14 protein-coding genes are annotated in these 15,898 nt (G+C 39.8%); 9 read left to right on the top strand and 5 right to left on the bottom strand.

All coding sequences use genetic code 11. The annotated features are described in order from the left end of the window. Positions 1–8: 8 nt before the first annotated feature. Positions 9–1,871 (top strand): PTS fructose transporter subunit IIABC, encoded by a 1,863-nt coding sequence (locus NSQ69_RS18245; protein ID WP_341099593.1) that lies wholly within the window; start codon positions 9–11, stop codon positions 1,869–1,871. Between the two features lie 348 nt (positions 1,872–2,219). Next, the gene (locus NSQ69_RS18240) at positions 2,220–3,185 is read left to right on the top strand and encodes a 3D domain-containing protein (protein WP_002014694.1); all 966 of its coding nucleotides are present in this window, start codon (positions 2,220–2,222) and stop codon (positions 3,183–3,185) included. Positions 3,186–3,247: 62 nt separating this feature from the next. On the opposite strand, the gene NSQ69_RS18235 is transcribed toward NSQ69_RS18240, so the two are convergent. Next, positions 3,248–3,493 carry a hypothetical protein gene (locus NSQ69_RS18235; protein WP_341099886.1) on the bottom strand — a complete coding sequence of 82 codons (246 nt, stop codon included), beginning with the start codon at positions 3,491–3,493 and terminating at the stop codon, positions 3,248–3,250. A 181-nt stretch (positions 3,494–3,674) separates the two neighbouring features. Between NSQ69_RS18235 and miaA the strand changes: the two genes are divergently transcribed. Continuing rightward, positions 3,675–4,625 (top strand): tRNA (adenosine(37)-N6)-dimethylallyltransferase MiaA, encoded by a 951-nt coding sequence (gene miaA, locus NSQ69_RS18230; protein WP_016120658.1) that lies wholly within the window; start codon positions 3,675–3,677, stop codon positions 4,623–4,625. A gap of 25 nt (positions 4,626–4,650) precedes the next feature. Further along, positions 4,651–4,875, top strand: a complete 225-nt coding sequence (hfq, locus tag NSQ69_RS18225; protein ID WP_000813896.1) for an RNA chaperone Hfq — start codon at positions 4,651–4,653, stop codon at positions 4,873–4,875. Between the two features lie 81 nt (positions 4,876–4,956). On the opposite strand, the gene NSQ69_RS18220 is transcribed toward hfq, so the two are convergent. Together NSQ69_RS18220 and NSQ69_RS18215 are read right to left on the bottom strand one after the other, a co-directional pair. Beyond that, positions 4,957–8,265 (bottom strand): Gly-Xaa-Xaa repeat protein, encoded by a 3,309-nt coding sequence (locus NSQ69_RS18220; RefSeq protein WP_341099592.1) that lies wholly within the window; start codon positions 8,263–8,265, stop codon positions 4,957–4,959. A 116-nt stretch (positions 8,266–8,381) separates the two neighbouring features. Next, positions 8,382–9,344: a tyrosine-type recombinase/integrase gene (locus NSQ69_RS18215; protein WP_078422192.1), complete on the bottom strand. Its 963-nt coding sequence runs from the start codon at positions 9,342–9,344 to the stop codon at positions 8,382–8,384. 113 nt (positions 9,345–9,457) lie between these two features. Between NSQ69_RS18215 and spoVK the strand changes: the two genes are divergently transcribed. Continuing rightward, positions 9,458–10,414 (top strand): stage V sporulation protein K, encoded by a 957-nt coding sequence (spoVK, locus tag NSQ69_RS18210; RefSeq protein ID WP_002014481.1) that lies wholly within the window; start codon positions 9,458–9,460, stop codon positions 10,412–10,414. A gap of 31 nt (positions 10,415–10,445) precedes the next feature. Here spoVK and NSQ69_RS18205 read toward each other — a convergent pair whose 3' ends face one another. Both NSQ69_RS18205 and NSQ69_RS18200 read right to left on the bottom strand, forming a co-directional pair. After that, a complete protein-coding gene (locus NSQ69_RS18205; protein ID WP_002087943.1) occupies positions 10,446–10,583 on the bottom strand; it encodes a hypothetical protein in 138 nt (45 codons plus the stop codon). A 99-nt stretch (positions 10,584–10,682) separates the two neighbouring features. Next, positions 10,683–11,306 (bottom strand): trimeric intracellular cation channel family protein, encoded by a 624-nt coding sequence (locus NSQ69_RS18200; protein ID WP_002014478.1) that lies wholly within the window; start codon positions 11,304–11,306, stop codon positions 10,683–10,685. 92 nt (positions 11,307–11,398) lie between these two features. Here NSQ69_RS18200 and hflX point away from each other — a divergent pair, with 92 nt between their 5' ends. From hflX to glnA, 4 genes are all read left to right on the top strand, one after another. After that, a complete protein-coding gene (hflX, locus tag NSQ69_RS18195) occupies positions 11,399–12,670 on the top strand; it encodes a GTPase HflX (protein WP_341099591.1) in 1,272 nt (423 codons plus the stop codon). After that, positions 12,663–13,934: a methionine gamma-lyase family protein gene (locus tag NSQ69_RS18190; protein WP_002128611.1), complete on the top strand. Its 1,272-nt coding sequence runs from the start codon at positions 12,663–12,665 to the stop codon at positions 13,932–13,934. The genes hflX and NSQ69_RS18190 overlap by 8 nt, the downstream gene beginning before the upstream one ends. Positions 13,935–14,107: 173 nt before the next feature. After that, positions 14,108–14,497, top strand: a complete 390-nt coding sequence (glnR, locus tag NSQ69_RS18185; protein WP_002014475.1) for a transcriptional repressor GlnR — start codon at positions 14,108–14,110, stop codon at positions 14,495–14,497. A 48-nt stretch (positions 14,498–14,545) separates the two neighbouring features. Then, positions 14,546–15,880: a type I glutamate--ammonia ligase gene (gene glnA, locus NSQ69_RS18180; RefSeq protein WP_002014472.1), complete on the top strand. Its 1,335-nt coding sequence runs from the start codon at positions 14,546–14,548 to the stop codon at positions 15,878–15,880. The last annotated feature ends 18 nt before the right edge of the window (positions 15,881–15,898 follow it).

Genomic DNA, 15,898 nt, shown 5'->3' with positions numbered 1-15,898 from the left:
AGTAACATATGAAAATTACAGAACTATTAAAAAGGGATATAGTTATTATGAACTTGACAGCTTCAAATAAAGAAGCTGTCATAGATGAATTAGTTGAGAAATTAGACGGAGCAAATCGTTTAAATAGTAAAGCTGAATTTAAAGAATCTATTTTAAAGCGGGAGTCACAAAGTACAACTGGCATAGGGGAAGGGATTGCTATACCTCATGCGAAGACGAATGCCGTTAAACAACCATCGATTTGTTTTGGTAGAAGTGTAAGCGGTATCAACTATGAGTCGCTTGATGGACAGCCTGCACATCTGTTTTTTATGATTGCTGCGAGTGAAGGGGCGAATAATACTCATTTAGAAACGTTATCTCGTCTCTCTACGTTATTGATGGATGAAGGGTTCCGCAAGCAATTATTAGAAGCAAAGGATGAGGATGAGCTTCTCCGTTTATTTGATGAAAAAGAGAATGAAAAAGAAGACGAAGAAGAAGTTGAAGTAGCAAAGCCGGAAGGGAATGAGCCATACGTATTAGCTGTTACAGCTTGTCCGACTGGTATCGCTCACACATATATGGCTGCGGATAGTTTGAAAGCAAAAGCAGCAGAGTTAGGAATAGCGATTAAAGTTGAAACGAATGGATCAACAGGTGTTAAAAACGATTTAACGAAAGAGGACATTGAACGCGCAACGGCTATTATTGTAGCTGCAGATAAACAAGTAGAAATGAATCGTTTTGCTGGGAAGCATGTCATTCAAGTACCAGTCGCCGATGGGATTAGAAAAACTGAAATCCTTCTTAATCGAGCTATAAAACAAGATGCACCAATCTTTAAAGGGGTAAAAGAGGATGGGAAGGCAGAAAATGTAGAGAAAGAAAAAGGGCTAGGAATTTATAAGCATTTAATGAGCGGTGTAAGTAATATGCTTCCGTTCGTTGTTGGTGGTGGAATTTTAATTGCACTAGCGTTTTCGTTTGGTGGTATAAAAGCGGAAGGTCCTTTAGCTGAATTGTTCATGTCTATTGGGGGAGGAAAAACAGGTGCGTTTTTATTCCTTGTACCAATCTTAGCTGGATTTATTGCGAGTTCTATTGCTGATCGTCCTGGTTTTATGCCTGGTGTTGTAGGTGGGTTTTTAGCAGCACAAGCGAATGCGGGATTTTTAGGTGGATTAATTGCTGGTTTCTTAGCTGGATATGTTGTTTTAGGATTGAAAAGATTATTTTCAGGATTACCAGTACAGTTAGAAGGAATTAAACCTGTTTTGTTATATCCAGTCTTTGGATTGTTGATTACAGGAGTTGTTATGCAAAAAGTAGTAAATCCGCCTGTAGTAGCATTAAATGAAATGTTAACAGGATGGTTAAATGGTTTGAACGGTACGAATGCTATATTATTAGGTCTTATTTTAGGTGGTATGATGGCAATTGATATGGGTGGTCCAATTAATAAAGCGGCATTTACATTTGGTATTGCTGCAATAGAAGCGCAGAATTTTGGAGTGCACTCAGCAGTTATGGCTGGTGGTATGGTACCGCCACTTGCGATTGCATTCGCAACCACATTCTTTAAAACAAAATTTACAGAAGCAGAACGTAAATCTGGTTTAACAAATTATATTATGGGAGCATCGTTTATTACAGAAGGTGCGATTCCATTTGCAGCTGCCGATCCGGTTCGAGTAATAGTAAGTTGTGTTGTTGGTTCAAGTATCGCGGGTGCCTTATCTATGTTATTCCAAATTACATTGCCGGCACCGCATGGTGGATTGTTTGTTATCGCATTAGTGAATAAACCGTTGCTATATATTGTTTCTATATTAATTGGAACGATTGTTTCAGCTATTATGATAGGTGTTTGGAAGAAGAAAGTTAAATAAAAGATAAAAAGGGACAGCTAATAGGAGTTGTCCCTTTTTCGTTACAAAAAGTAATTTAATAATTGGATTATGATGGATTTTGGTAAAAGATGTAATGAAAAGTGGTTTTTTTGTAACAAAAAAGTAATACTGTAATTTTTTCTGGAAAAAAATTCTTATACTAATTTGTGAGAAATATATGAAAACTATTGCTAATTTTGGTAGAAATACAATTTTTTAATATGGAAATTTATGTTACAAATCATTAATCGTTTATTACGAATGCTTTGTAATTGTGTGATTTTCGAAATTCTACAAAAAACTGTTGCTATAATGAGAACACGAAAACAAAGCAAATGGAGGCTATTCATGAAAAAATTATTAGGTATAGCAACAGCAGCAGTTTTTGGTCTTGGGATTTTTGCAGGTTCTGCTAAAGCGGAAACGATTGTAACAACAGATGTATTAAACGTTAGAGAAAACCCAACTGTAGAATCAAAACTTGTAGGTAAAATGTTAAGTGGAAATAAATTAGATGTTATAAATACAGAAAACGGATGGTCCAAAATTAAATTAGATGGTAAAGAAGCTTTTGTAAGTGCTGAGTTTACGAAAAGTTCTTATTATGTAACAGCAAACGTATTAAACATTCGTGCTGGAGCGAATACTGATTCAGAAATTCTTGGCACGCTTAAAAAAGATGACTTGATTGAAACGACAAATCAAGTACAAAACGAATGGTTACAATTCGAATATGGCGGGAAAGCGGCGTATGTTCACATACCATTTTTAACAGGTACAGCACCTGTTATTGAAAGAAAAGAAGTTCCAGCTCAAGATGAAGCGCCAACTAAGGTGAAAACGGCGGTTAAAAATGATACATCAGTTAAGGAGAAAGCGCCGGCTAAAAATGATACGGCAGTTAATGGAAAAGAATCAGTTAAAAGTGGAGCATCAAGTAAACCAGTAGCGCAAGCGAAGCCGGCAACTAAGCCAGTGGCAAAATCTACTGAAACAAGTGAACCTGCTGGTCGTGAAATAACAGTAGAAGCGACAGCTTACACAGCTCACCCGAGTGAAAATGGCACATATGGTGGTCGTGTGTTAACTGCGATGGGGCATGATTTAACAGCGAATCCAAATATGAAAGTTATTGCTGTTGATCCGAAAGTAATTCCTCTCGGATCAAAAGTGTGGGTGGAAGGATATGGAGAAGCAATTGCTGGAGATACTGGTGGCGCGATTAAAGGAAACCGTATTGATGTTTTAGTTGGTTCAGATAGCACTGCTGATAGTTGGGGTCGTAAATCCGTTAAAGTGAAAGTTATAAAATAATTTATTAAAATAAAAAACGGCTGCTTAAAAATGTCTAAGCGGCCGCTTTTTTTATATAAGAATTATTGAAAAGGGTAAATTGTTTTACCTGTAATAATTTTATACGCGGTGCAAAATTGAGTTTGCATATACTCTGTATTTTTATTTTCTGGATGTAACGTTGTTTCTTGAAGAGTAGTATGAAAGGAACGTAGTAAACAATTTAGTGCGAAGTATAATTCTTCTTGTGAACAATTTTGTTCTTTTGTAGCAGTAGCTAAAATAAGGTCTTTTATTAATAATGGAAAATCGATAGTCGCTTGTTTCATAGTCATTGCACCCTCTCCGAGCTATTTTTAATCATGTATATGCAGAATTGGACAAGCTATGCTCTTTTTTTTGTGTAATTTCATGTACTGGATTCAAAGAACTTGCAATCATGCCGTTAAAATTGGTAAGATTGGGTATAATCAATAGATGGAGTATATTACATAAAGAGAGTTGAATGATATGGGAGAAGTGCAACGTGAAAAAGTTGCTGTCATCATTGGGCCAACTGCTGTCGGAAAGACGAAATTAAGTATCGATCTTGCAAAAGCGTTGAATGGTGAGATTATTAGTGGTGATTCCATGCAAATTTATCGTACGATGGATATCGGGACTGCAAAGGTGACGATAGATGAGATGGACGGAATTCCGCATTATATGATTGATATAAAAGATCCGGAAGATTCATTTTCTGTGGCGGAATTTCAAGAACGTGTCCGTAAGTGCATTCGAGAAATTACAGAGCGCGGGAAATTACCAATTATTGTTGGTGGAACCGGTCTTTATATACAATCTGTTCTATTCGATTACCAGTTTACAGATGAGGCTGGGGACGCTACATACCGAGAACAGATGGAAAAGTTAGCATTAGAACACGGTGTGGAATATGTACATAAAAAGTTACAAGAAGTAGATCCAGAAAGTGCGGAGCGTATTCATGCCAATAATGTAAGGCGTGTTATTCGGGCGTTAGAAATTTTTCACACGACGGGTGAAAAAATGAGTAACCAGCTCGAAAAACAAGAAAATGAGTTACTGTACGATGTTTCATTAATTGGCTTGACAATGGATCGAGAAATGCTATACGATCGCATTAACTTACGTGTTAACCTAATGATTGAACAAGGTTTATTAGAAGAAGTAAAAGGTTTACATGAAAGAGGAGTGCGAGATTGTCAATCTATTCAAGCGATTGGTTATAAAGAGATATATGATTATTTTGAGAATCGTGTATCTTTAGAAGAAGCGGTATCACAATTAAAGACGAATTCACGCCGTTATGCAAAACGTCAATTAACGTGGTTCCGTAATAAGATGGATGTCACGTGGTTCGATGTTACTGATGGTGAAAAAACGTCAGAAATTTTACGATACATAGAAGGAAAGCTACAACTAAAGTCGAATAATAGGTAAGTAGAGAAAAAGAGGAGGATTCGACATGAAGCAATCAATCAATATTCAAGATCAGTTTTTAAATCAACTCCGTAAAGAGAATACGTTCGTTACGCTGTACTTATTAAATGGTTTCCAGCTTCGTGGATTAATTAAAGGATTTGATAATTTTACAGTCCTGCTGGAAACAGAAGGTAAGCAACAGCTTATTTATAAACATGCAATTTCTACATTTGTACCACAAAAAAATGTTTCAATTGAATTAGAGTAGTAATGAATTATTGTACATAACAAAAAAAGAGCGAGTTTCTCGCTCTTTTTTTTATTTGTCATAAACAATAAATAGTGAAATTTAAGCGATTCTAAATACAGTAAGACGAATGTTAGTGTTTCCTGTTGCAGGGATCGTAATCTCGTTAAGAGTAGATTGGACAGAAATGTTTGCTCCAGCAGCTAATGTTTCGATTGTAGTAAATGAAAGTGAGTCGCCTATTAGATTTGAAGAGAAGTTGTCAGTAGCAACAGCTCCATTAATTGAAATTCCTACTCCAAGTGGAGCGCATCCTGGCGCAGTTGTAGAAATAGATACGCTAATTACATAAATACCAGCGTTAATAACAGTAACTGTATTTGTGCCGTTAAAGATAATATTGTTTACGTTAATTGCAGTACTAAAAATAAAGTTATTAAATTGGAGTACTGTTTGTTGGATGTTGTTTGTTACAACGATTGTTGCTACTGGGAAGCTAGGTCCAGTAGGTCCGGTAACTCCTATACCAGTAGCACCCGTTGGTCCTTGAACACCTTGAGGTCCGGTAGCACCCGTGTTACCTTGAACACCTTGAGGTCCAGTGGCACCGGTAGCGCCCGTGTTACCTTGCGCACCTTGAGGTCCAGTGGCACCGGTAGCGCCCGTGTTACCTTGAATACCTTGAGGTCCAGTGGCACCTGTGTTACCTTGCGCACCTTGAGGTCCAGTGGAACCAGTAGCGCCTGTGTTACCTTGCGCACCTTGAGGTCCAGTGGAACCAGTAGCACCTGTGTTACCTTGAGCACCTTGAGGTCCAGTGGAACCAGTAGCGCCCGTGTTACCTTGAGCACCTTGAGGTCCAGTAGCACCTGTGTTACCTTGAGGTCCAGGAGGCCCACCAGAAGGTCCAGTAGGTCCGGTAACTCCTATACCAGTAGCACCTGTGTTACCTTGAACACCTTGAGGTCCGGTAGCACCCGTGTTACCTTGAACACCTTGAGGTCCAGTGGAACCAGTAGCGCCTGTGTTACCTTGCGCACCTTGAGGTCCAGTGGAACCAGTAGCACCTGTGTTACCTTGCGCACCTTGAGGTCCAGTAGCACCTGTGTTACCTTGAACGCCTTGAGGTCCAGTAGCACCCGTGTTACCTTGCGCACCTTGAGGTCCAGTGGAACCAGTAGCGCCCGTGTTACCTTGAGCACCTTGAGGTCCAGTGGAACCGGTAGCACCTGTGTTACCTTGAACGCCTTGAGGTCCAGTAGCACCCGTGTTACCTTGAGCACCTTGAGGTCCAGTGGAACCAGTAGCGCCTGTGTTACCTTGAACGCCTTGAGGTCCAGTAGCACCCGTGTTACCTTGCGCACCTTGAGGTCCAGTGGAACCAGTAGCACCTGTGTTACCTTGAACGCCTTGAGCACCTTGAGGTCCAGTGGAACCAGTAGCGCCCGTGTTACCTTGAACGCCTTGAGGTCCAGTGGAACCGGTAGCACCTGTGTTACCTTGAACGCCTTGAGGTCCAGTAGCACCCGTGTTACCTTGAGCACCTTGAGGTCCAGTAGCACCTGTGTTACCTTGAACACCTTGAGGTCCAGTGGCGCCTGTATTACCTTGAGCACCTTGAGGTCCAGTGGCACCTGTGTTACCTTGCGCACCTTGAGGTCCAGTGGAACCAGTAGCGCCCGTGTTACCTTGCGCACCTTGAGGTCCAGTGGAACCAGTAGCGCCTGTGTTACCTTGAGCACCTTGAGGTCCAGTAGCACCCGTGTTACCTTGCGCACCTTGAGGTCCAGTGGCACCTGTGTTACCTTGCGCACCTTGAGGTCCAGTGGAACCAGTAGCGCCCGTGTTACCTTGAACGCCTTGAGGTCCAGTAGCACCTGTGTTACCTTGAACGCCTTGAGGTCCAGTGGAACCGGTAGCACCCGTGTTACCTTGCGCGCCTTGAGGTCCAGTGGAACCAGTAGCACCAGTGTTACCTTGAACGCCTTGAGGTCCAGTGGAACCGGTAGCACCTGTGTTACCTTGAACGCCTTGAGGTCCAGTAGCACCAGTGTTACCTTGAGCACCTTGAGGTCCAGTAGCACCAGTGTTACCTTGAACACCTTGAGGTCCAGTGGAACCAGTAGCACCAGTGTTACCTTGAACACCTTGAGGTCCAGTAGCACCAGTAGCACCCGTGTTACCTTGAACGCCTTGAGGTCCAGTGGAACCAGTAGCGCCCGTGTTACCTCTAGGTCCGGTCGCACCGGTAGCACCTGTGTTACCTCTAGGTCCGGTCGCACCAGTAGCGCCCGTGTTACCTCTAGGTCCGGTCGCACCAGTAGCGCCCGTGTTACCTCTAGGTCCGGTCGCACCAGTAGCGCCCGTGTTACCTCTAGATCCGGTCGCACCAGTAGCACCTGTGTTACCTCTAGGTCCGGTCGCACCAGTAGCGCCCGTGTTACCTCTAGGTCCGGTCGCACCAGTAGCACCTGTGTTACCTCTAGGTCCGGTCGCACCAGTAGCGCCCGTGTTACCTCTAGGTCCGGTCGCACCGGTAGCGCCCGTGTTACCTCTAGGTCCGGTCGCACCAGTAGCGCCCGTGTTACCTCTAGGTCCGGTCGCACCAGTAGCGCCCGTGTTACCTCTAGGTCCGGTCGCACCAGTAGCGCCCGTGTTACCTCTAGGTCCGGTCGCACCAGTAGCGCCCGTGTTACCTCTAGGTCCGGTCGCACCAGTAGCACCTGTGTTACCTCTAGGTCCGGTCGCACCAGTAGCGCCCGTGTTACCTCTAGGTCCGGTCGCACCAGTAGCGCCCGTGTTACCTCTAGGTCCGGTCGCACCAGTAGCGCCCGTGTTACCTCTAGGTCCGGTCGCACCAGTAGCACCTGTGTTACCTCTAGGTCCGGTCGCACCAGTAGCGCCCGTGTTACCTCTAGGTCCAGTAGGTCCAGTAGGTCCTCTGCCGAACGAAGCTGAATTAACTAGAGTAGTTTGTAACTCTGCAATTAATTTAAGGAGTTCTTGGAGTGTACAAGGATCAATTCGGAATAACTTTGTAATGTAAAGTAAATAATTAATTAAAATTTGAAGTTCAACAAATACAGCACTTGCTACGAAGGTTGGATTTTTTAATATAGTTATTAAGTTTTTAATGATGGCTAATCCTTGTGCTTTCAGAGCGGAAGTAGTGTCTAGTGAACAGATGAATTTGCTTAGTAGGTGCAATGTATCTATTAGATTCTCAATGTTTTTGGGAGATGGATTGGCGAAAAGTTTAGGGATTATTTTTATTAAATCGTTAATGATTGCACGGAATGTTCTAATTTGCGCTTTAGTAATTGGAATCGTTGGGGTAGTTGGAATTCGTCCAGCGCTAGTTGGAAAGCAGGGATTGGAGTATTTATTTTGATTGTCGTTAAAGCGAGACATTAAATCTCTCCTTTCTAATAAGAATGTGAACGAAACTCATCATAGTAGATGCAGGGGATAGCTAAATGGTCATAGTGAAATTGAGTGTTTCGAGAAAAAAATAAAAAAACGCCTTATTATAGGGCGTTTTTTTTATTTTCAGCATATTGATAATATCGCTTTAGTGAAATTTTTGATTTGAAGCCAACTAATTTTATGATTTCTGGCTCTGGGGTTTGTTTTTTTATTAGGCGTAAAATAAACGTGTTCCGGAAATGTTGTCCAGAAATGCCTTTACGTAAATTGGCTCTTGCTACTTCAAGTCGGATCATTTTTTGGATAGCGATTTCTGTTAGTGCTTTTGGTGCATCGTTTTCGTATACCCATCTGTATGTTCCGCGGTTAAAATCGAATGCAACAAACAACGGGTCATTACTATGGTATTTAGGACGAACTGGTTCTGGAATACTTTTATAATATGTGTACAGTTGTTTTTTGTCTTCGATTGCTAATGTGATTGTTCTTTCTACTCCTGCGGTTGCTGGAATAGAAAGTGTATTAGTTTCAAAATGAACGTGATGCATAGTTAATGCTGTAAGCTCTTGTAAGGATAGTCCGTAGTCGATTAATATATTTAAAATGGCAATATTACGATCCATTAATAATGGACGAACGGGACGTTGTTTTTCTGAAAGTCCTTCTAATGAAGTGACTATATGCTTTAATCTTTTTTCTTCATCGGATGAAATGAAATCTTCATTACGCAATGCACGGTTTGGTTGAATAGTAATTTCCATATCATTCAATGGATTTGGAATGTTAAGAAAATGATGCATTCTATTTAATACAATAAATACACGATGCATTGTTTTCTCAGAGTAGTGTCGATTCTTTTTTAAGTCTGAAAAGTAATCTTCATAGTCTTTTGTACAAAGTGTTGCCCATATATTACTGGAAGGGAGCTTTTTGTTTTTTTCTAACCAATGTCCAAAATCTTCAATGTCATAAACATAACGTTTAATGGTTGAAGACTTTCGGCCTTTATTCAATAAAAAAATAGAAAAGGCTTGTATTGTATCATGGAATTCCGTTGTTTCCATAGTCCCACCACCTTGATTATTTCTTATATTATAGCAAACTTTTCTGAAAATAGGCATTTGCAAGAGGGACTGGAATAATAATATTTGGTGAGTGGATAAAATGAGGTGATTGTATGGAACAATCGATGCGTAAGAAAAATAACAATCAAATTAATATTGTATTAAACCATCGAAAGAAAATTTCGTTACCGGCATCAGAAAATAAAACGGTAATTTCAAGTGAAACCACTACTAAACATGAGATGTTGCAGAGAATTGAAGAAGAGATGGGAAAGCTTGTTGGGATGGATGAAATAAAAAAGATAATAAAAGAAATTTATGCTTGGATTTATGTAAATAAAAAAAGACAAGAGATGGGGTTGAAATCTGAGAAGCAAGTGCTTCACATGTTATTTAGGGGGAATCCCGGTACTGGGAAGACAACCGTTGCTAGAATGATAGGGAAATTGTTGTTTGAGATGAATATTTTATCGAAGGGGCATTTAGTTGAAGCAGAACGTGCTGATCTTGTGGGGGAGTATATCGGTCATACAGCGCAAAAGACGAGAGATTTAATAAAAAAGGCCATGGGAGGTATTTTGTTTATTGATGAGGCGTATTCTTTAGCGCGGGGGGGAGAGAAGGATTTTGGGAAGGAAGCTATTGATACACTTGTGAAGCATATGGAAGATAAGCAGCACGGTTTTGTATTAATTTTAGCTGGATATTCAAGAGAGATGAATCATTTTCTTTCATTAAATCCAGGGTTACAATCTCGTTTTCCATTTATTATTGAATTTGCGGATTACTCGGTAAATCAGCTGTTGGAAATTGGAAAGAGAATGTATGAGGAGCGTGAATATCAGTTATCTAAAGAAGCGGAGTGGAAATTTCGAGATCATTTACATGCGGTAAAGTATTCGTCGCAAATTACATCGTTTAGTAATGGGCGATACGTACGGAATATTGTTGAAAAATCGATTCGTACACAAGCTATGCGATTGTTACAAGAGGATACGTATGATAAATATGATTTAATTGGGATATCAAGTATGGATTTAATGCTTGAAGAGGAGACGCACAGTACGTAAACTGTGCGTCTGTTTTTATGCATAAGTTCGTTTACTCTTTTTTTGCTTTTTCTTGGTGAGTTTTATGAAGACGTTCCATTTTAGCGCTCTTTTCGTGCGCTGAATTTGGATCATGTCCAAATTGGTTTACTGAGCTTTTTTGAGCTCCTTTATTAACATGGTTTGTCATTTGCATTCACCTCGCTTTAAAAATTAGTATAAACATTATGTAAAGAAAAACTCGTTAGAAAAGAAAAACCTCTTTACGATATGTAAAGAGGTTAGATTGCTATTTATGCATTGAGCGCTCCTTTGTATCGATGCGTCTATGCGGTAAATGCCATTTGTAATGAATAGAAACCATGCGGAAGCAAACAATTAAAATGAATAAGGTGTATAGAGCCCAATCGCTAACGATGACTTTAGCGCCAATCAAAAAACCGGCTAAAATCGTCCAAAACGCATATACATCAGCTCGAAGGACGAGAGGTTTTCTACGTGCTAAAAGATCACGAATAATACCGCCGCCAATGCCAGTTAAAACAGCAGCTACAATTGTAGCGCTAATTGGTAAATTTAATTTTTGGGCGTATAGAGCTCCTTGTACGGCGAACGCTGATAAGCCGATGGCATCTGTGATGTTTTCCCACTTTTTCCAATGCTTAATTAATTTATTAGGAAAAAGAAAAATGATCGTCATTGATAATAGTGCGATTTGGAATAACATGTCTTGTTGCCAAAACGCGACGATTGGATAACCGATTAATAAATTACGAAGGGCACCTCCCCCAAATGCGGTTGCCATTCCTAAAATATATACCCCGAAAATATCATAATCCTCTTCCATTGCAACAATGGCTCCGCTTAGTGCGAAAGCGATTGTGCCTATGATGCTAAAAATCTCCCATGCCATGAATTTTCTCCCCCGCTAACTAGATGAAATGTGCTTCCTCTGCTATTATATTAGAAGGTTTAAATTTCGAAAAGGATGAGTGAACATATTTGATGGAAGAAAAAGAAAAAATCATATTAGTTGGCTGTCAATTGCCACAAGATGATGATGAAAAATTTATGCATTCCATGAAAGAGCTTGCATCGCTAGCGAAAACTGCGCGAGCGGAAGTGTTAGTATCAACGACGCAAAAGCGCCCGAAGTTTCATCCGGCGACTTATATAGGAAAAGGTAAACTAGAAGAGCTTGCAGCGTTGACGGAAGAATTAGAACCAGCTGTTATTGTTTTTAATAATGAGTTAACACCAAGTCAAATTCGGAATTTATCTTCAGTATTAGATGCGAGAGTGATTGACCGAACGCAGTTAATACTAGATATTTTTGCGCAACGTGCGAAATCGAGAGAGGGTAAGCTTCAAGTAGAATTAGCTCAATTGCAATATACAATGCCGCGCCTTATGGGACAAGGTCTTGCTTTATCGCGTCTTGGTGGTGGAATTGGTACAAGGGGACCAGGAGAGACGAAGCTTGAGACAGATCGTCGTCATATTCGATCTCGTATTGATGAAATAAAGAGACAACTTGCGGTTGTTGTGGAGCATCGAAAGAGATATCGTGAGAGAAGAAAAGATAATAAAGTGTTTCAAGTTGCGTTAATTGGGTATACAAATGCAGGGAAATCTACGTTGTTTAATAGATTAACGGAAGCTGATACGTTTGAAGAAAACTTATTGTTTGCAACGCTAGATCCGACGACAAGAAAGATGCCGTTACCTTCTGGTTATACAGTGCTTTTGACTGATACGGTTGGTTTTATACAAGATTTACCTACGTCACTAATTGCTGCTTTTCGATCTACGTTAGAAGAAGCTGGGGAAGCGGATGTTATTTTACATGTTGTTGATTCTGCAGATTCTAATTATGTAGGGCATGAGCAGACAGTAAAACAATTATTGTCGGACCTTGAAATTAATCGTATTCCTATTATTACGTTATATAATAAAAAAGATAAATTGCATCAAAACTTCATTCCATTTCCGAAAAGTGATTTCTTAATGACTAGTGCTTTTGAAGAAAGTGATTTATTGCGTATAAAAGAAGCGCTAGAAACGAAGATGAAGGAAGAAATGGATGATTATCAAGTGGAAATCCCTCCGAGTGAAGGTAGGTTATTAACGCTTTTAAAGACAGAAACAATATTAACTAAAATGGAGTTTCTAGAAGATAAATTTGTATATGATTGTACAGGGTATATATTTGCTCATTCATCGCTTAAGGGGCAATTAAAGAGATTTTTAGTGGAAGAAGGAGAAAATAATGTTTGATCGTTTGAAAAATGGAGAAAAAATTGCTCCAATCGTAAAAGAAGTAGAAAGTCAAATTATAGAAGTACATAAACATGTGGATGAAGTGATTGAGAGTAACCAATTTCGTGTATTAGAAAGTTTTCGTAAACACAAAATTAGCGATTCGCATTTTATTCCGACGACAGGTTATGGTTATGATGATATTGGTCGTGACACGTTAGAAAAAGTGTATGCTGATGTATTTGGGGCAGAAGCGGGTCTTGTTCGTCCGCAAATTATTTCAGGTACTCACGCAATTTCGACAGCTCTATTCGGTATTTTACGTCCAGGAGATGAACTGCTATACATAACAGGAAAACCATATGATACGTTAGAAGAAATCGTTGGTGTACGCGGAAAAGGTGTAGGCTCATTTAAAGAATATAATATTGGTTATAACGCAGTTCCGTTAACTGAAGAGGGATTTGTGGACTTTGAAGCTGTTGCAGCTGCGATCCATAGTAATACGAAGATGATTGGTATTCAGCGTTCAAAAGGATATGCTACTCGTCCGTCGTTTACTGTTTCACAAATTAAAGAGATGATTGCGTTTGTGAAAGAGATTAAACCTGATGTTGTTGTATTTGTAGATAACTGCTATGGCGAATTTATTGAAGAAGAAGAGCCATGTCATGTTGGTGCGGACTTAATGGCAGGCTCTCTTATTAAGAATCCTGGCGGTGGAATTGTTAAAACTGGTGGTTACATTGTTGGTAAAGAGCAGTATGTTGAAGCGTGTGCATATCGTCTAACATCTCCAGGAATCGGTGCGGAAGCAGGGGCATCTTTATACAGTTTGCAAGAAATGTATCAAGGTTTCTTCTTAGCGCCGCATGTAGCGGGACAAGCGCTAAAAGGTGCGATTTTTACAGCTGCATTTTTAGGAAAGTTAGGGATGAATACATCACCAGCTTGGAATGCACCAAGAACAGATTTAATTCAGTCTGTTCAATTTGATGATAAAGATCGTATGATTGCGTTCTGTCAAGCGATTCAATATGCATCTCCAATTAATTCTCATTTCACTCCATATGCAAACTATATGCCGGGTTATGAAGATGATGTAATTATGGCTGCGGGGACGTTTATTCAAGGTGCAAGTATTGAGCTGTCGGCTGATGGTCCGATTCGTCCGCCTTATGTTGCTTACGTGCAAGGTGGGTTAACTTATTCGCATGTAAAGATTGCGATTTGTTCTGCGATTGATGCGTTAATTGAAAAAAAACTATTAACAATTTCTTAAAGGAAAGCTGTCGATTTCGGCAGCTTTTTTCGTGTGAAAGTAATGATTTGTGCCATTAGAAAAAAATGAAAAAATTCACAAAAAAATCATGTAAGAAAAGCTAACATCTATTGACACTAAACATAACATGGTGTAAAATGAGAAACAGTTAAGGCGAAGGAGGAACTGAAACAATGAAAGAAGATAGACGTTCTGCTCCGCTGTTTCCAATTGGTATTGTAATGGATTTAACACAATTATCTGCACGTCAAATTCGCTACTATGAAGAGCATAATCTTATTTTTCCAACCCGTACAAAAGGGAATCGTAGATTATTTTCATTTAACGATGTAGATAAATTGTTGGAAATTAAAGATTTGTTAGATCAAGGCTTAAATATGGCCGGAATTAAACAAGTATTGCAAATGAAAGAAAATCAAACAGAAGCAGTGAAAGTAAAAGAAGAAACGAAAGAAATTTCAAAATCCGAGCTTCGCAAAATTCTTCGAGATGAACTACAACATACAGGTAGATTTAATCGGACCTCATTGCGACAAGGTGACATTTCAAGGTTTTTTCACTAAAGATAACTGATTCTGAAGGTGTTTAGAGGGACTAAGGAGGAATTTATAATGGCTAGGTACACAAAAGAAGATATTTTCCGTTTGGCGAAAGAAGAGAATGTAAAGTATATCCGTCTGCAATTTACGGACCTTTTAGGGGTAATTAAAAACGTAGAAATTCCAGTGAGCCAATTAACAAAAGCTCTTGATAACAAAATGATGTTTGATGGATCTTCTATTGAAGGTTTCGTACGTATTGAAGAATCTGATATGTATTTATATCCGGATTTAGATACTTGGGTAATTTTCCCTTGGACAGCTGAAAAAGGTAAAGTAGCTCGTTTAATCTGTGATATTTACAATGCTGATGGTACTCCATTTGATGGCGACCCACGTAACAACTTAAAGCGTGTGTTAAAAGAAATGGAAGCATTAGGATTCTCAGATTTCAATCTTGGACCAGAGCCAGAATTCTTCCTATTTAAAGTTGATGAAAAAGGAAATCCAACACTGGAATTGAACGATAACGGTGGATACTTCGACCTTGCGCCGATGGATCTAGGGGAAAACTGTCGTCGTGATATCGTTCTTGAACTTGAAGAAATGGGCTTTGAAATTGAAGCATCTCACCATGAGGTTGCGCCAGGTCAACATGAAATTGACTTTAAATATGCAAATGCAATTCGCTCATGTGATGACATTCAAACATTCAAGCTTGTTGTAAGAACGATTGCTCGTAAACATGGTTTACACGCAACATTTATGCCGAAACCATTATACGGTGTGAACGGTTCAGGTATGCACTGTAACTTATCACTATTTAAAAATGGTGAGAACGTATTCTTCGATCAAAACGGTGATTTACAATTAAGTGATGATGCTCGTCACTTCATCGCAGGTATTTTAAAACATGCGCCAGCATTTACAGCGGTAGCAAACCCAACTGTAAACTCTTACAAGCGTTTAGTACCTGGATATGAAGCTCCATGTTACGTAGCATGGTCTGCACAAAACCGTAGTCCATTAGTGCGTATTCCTGCATCTCGTGGTATTAGTACACGCGTAGAAGTACGTAGTGTTGACCCAGCTGCGAACCCATATTTAGTAATGGCTACATTATTAGCAGCAGGTCTTGATGGAATTAAAAATAAATTAACTCCACCAGCTGCAGTAGACCGTAACATCTACGTAATGACAAAAGAAGAGCGTGAAGAAGCAGGTATCGTTGACTTACCAGCAACATTAGCGCAAGCGTTAGTTACTTTACAATCTAATGAAATCGTATGTGGCGCATTAGGTGATCATTTACTTGAGCACTTCATTGAAGCAAAAGAAATTGAGTGGGATATTTTCCGCACGCAAGTTCACCAATGGGAACGCGACCAATATATGTCTCTATACTAAGAGAGAAAAAAGCCCTAA

It is taken from the genome of Bacillus sp. FSL R10-2201, from assembly GCF_038008665.1.
GTDB lineage: Bacteria > Bacillota > Bacilli > Bacillales > Bacillaceae_G > Bacillus_A > Bacillus_A mycoides.
The sequence above is the reverse complement of the archived record's forward strand: the minus strand, read 5'-3'. Positions and strand labels throughout refer to the sequence as shown.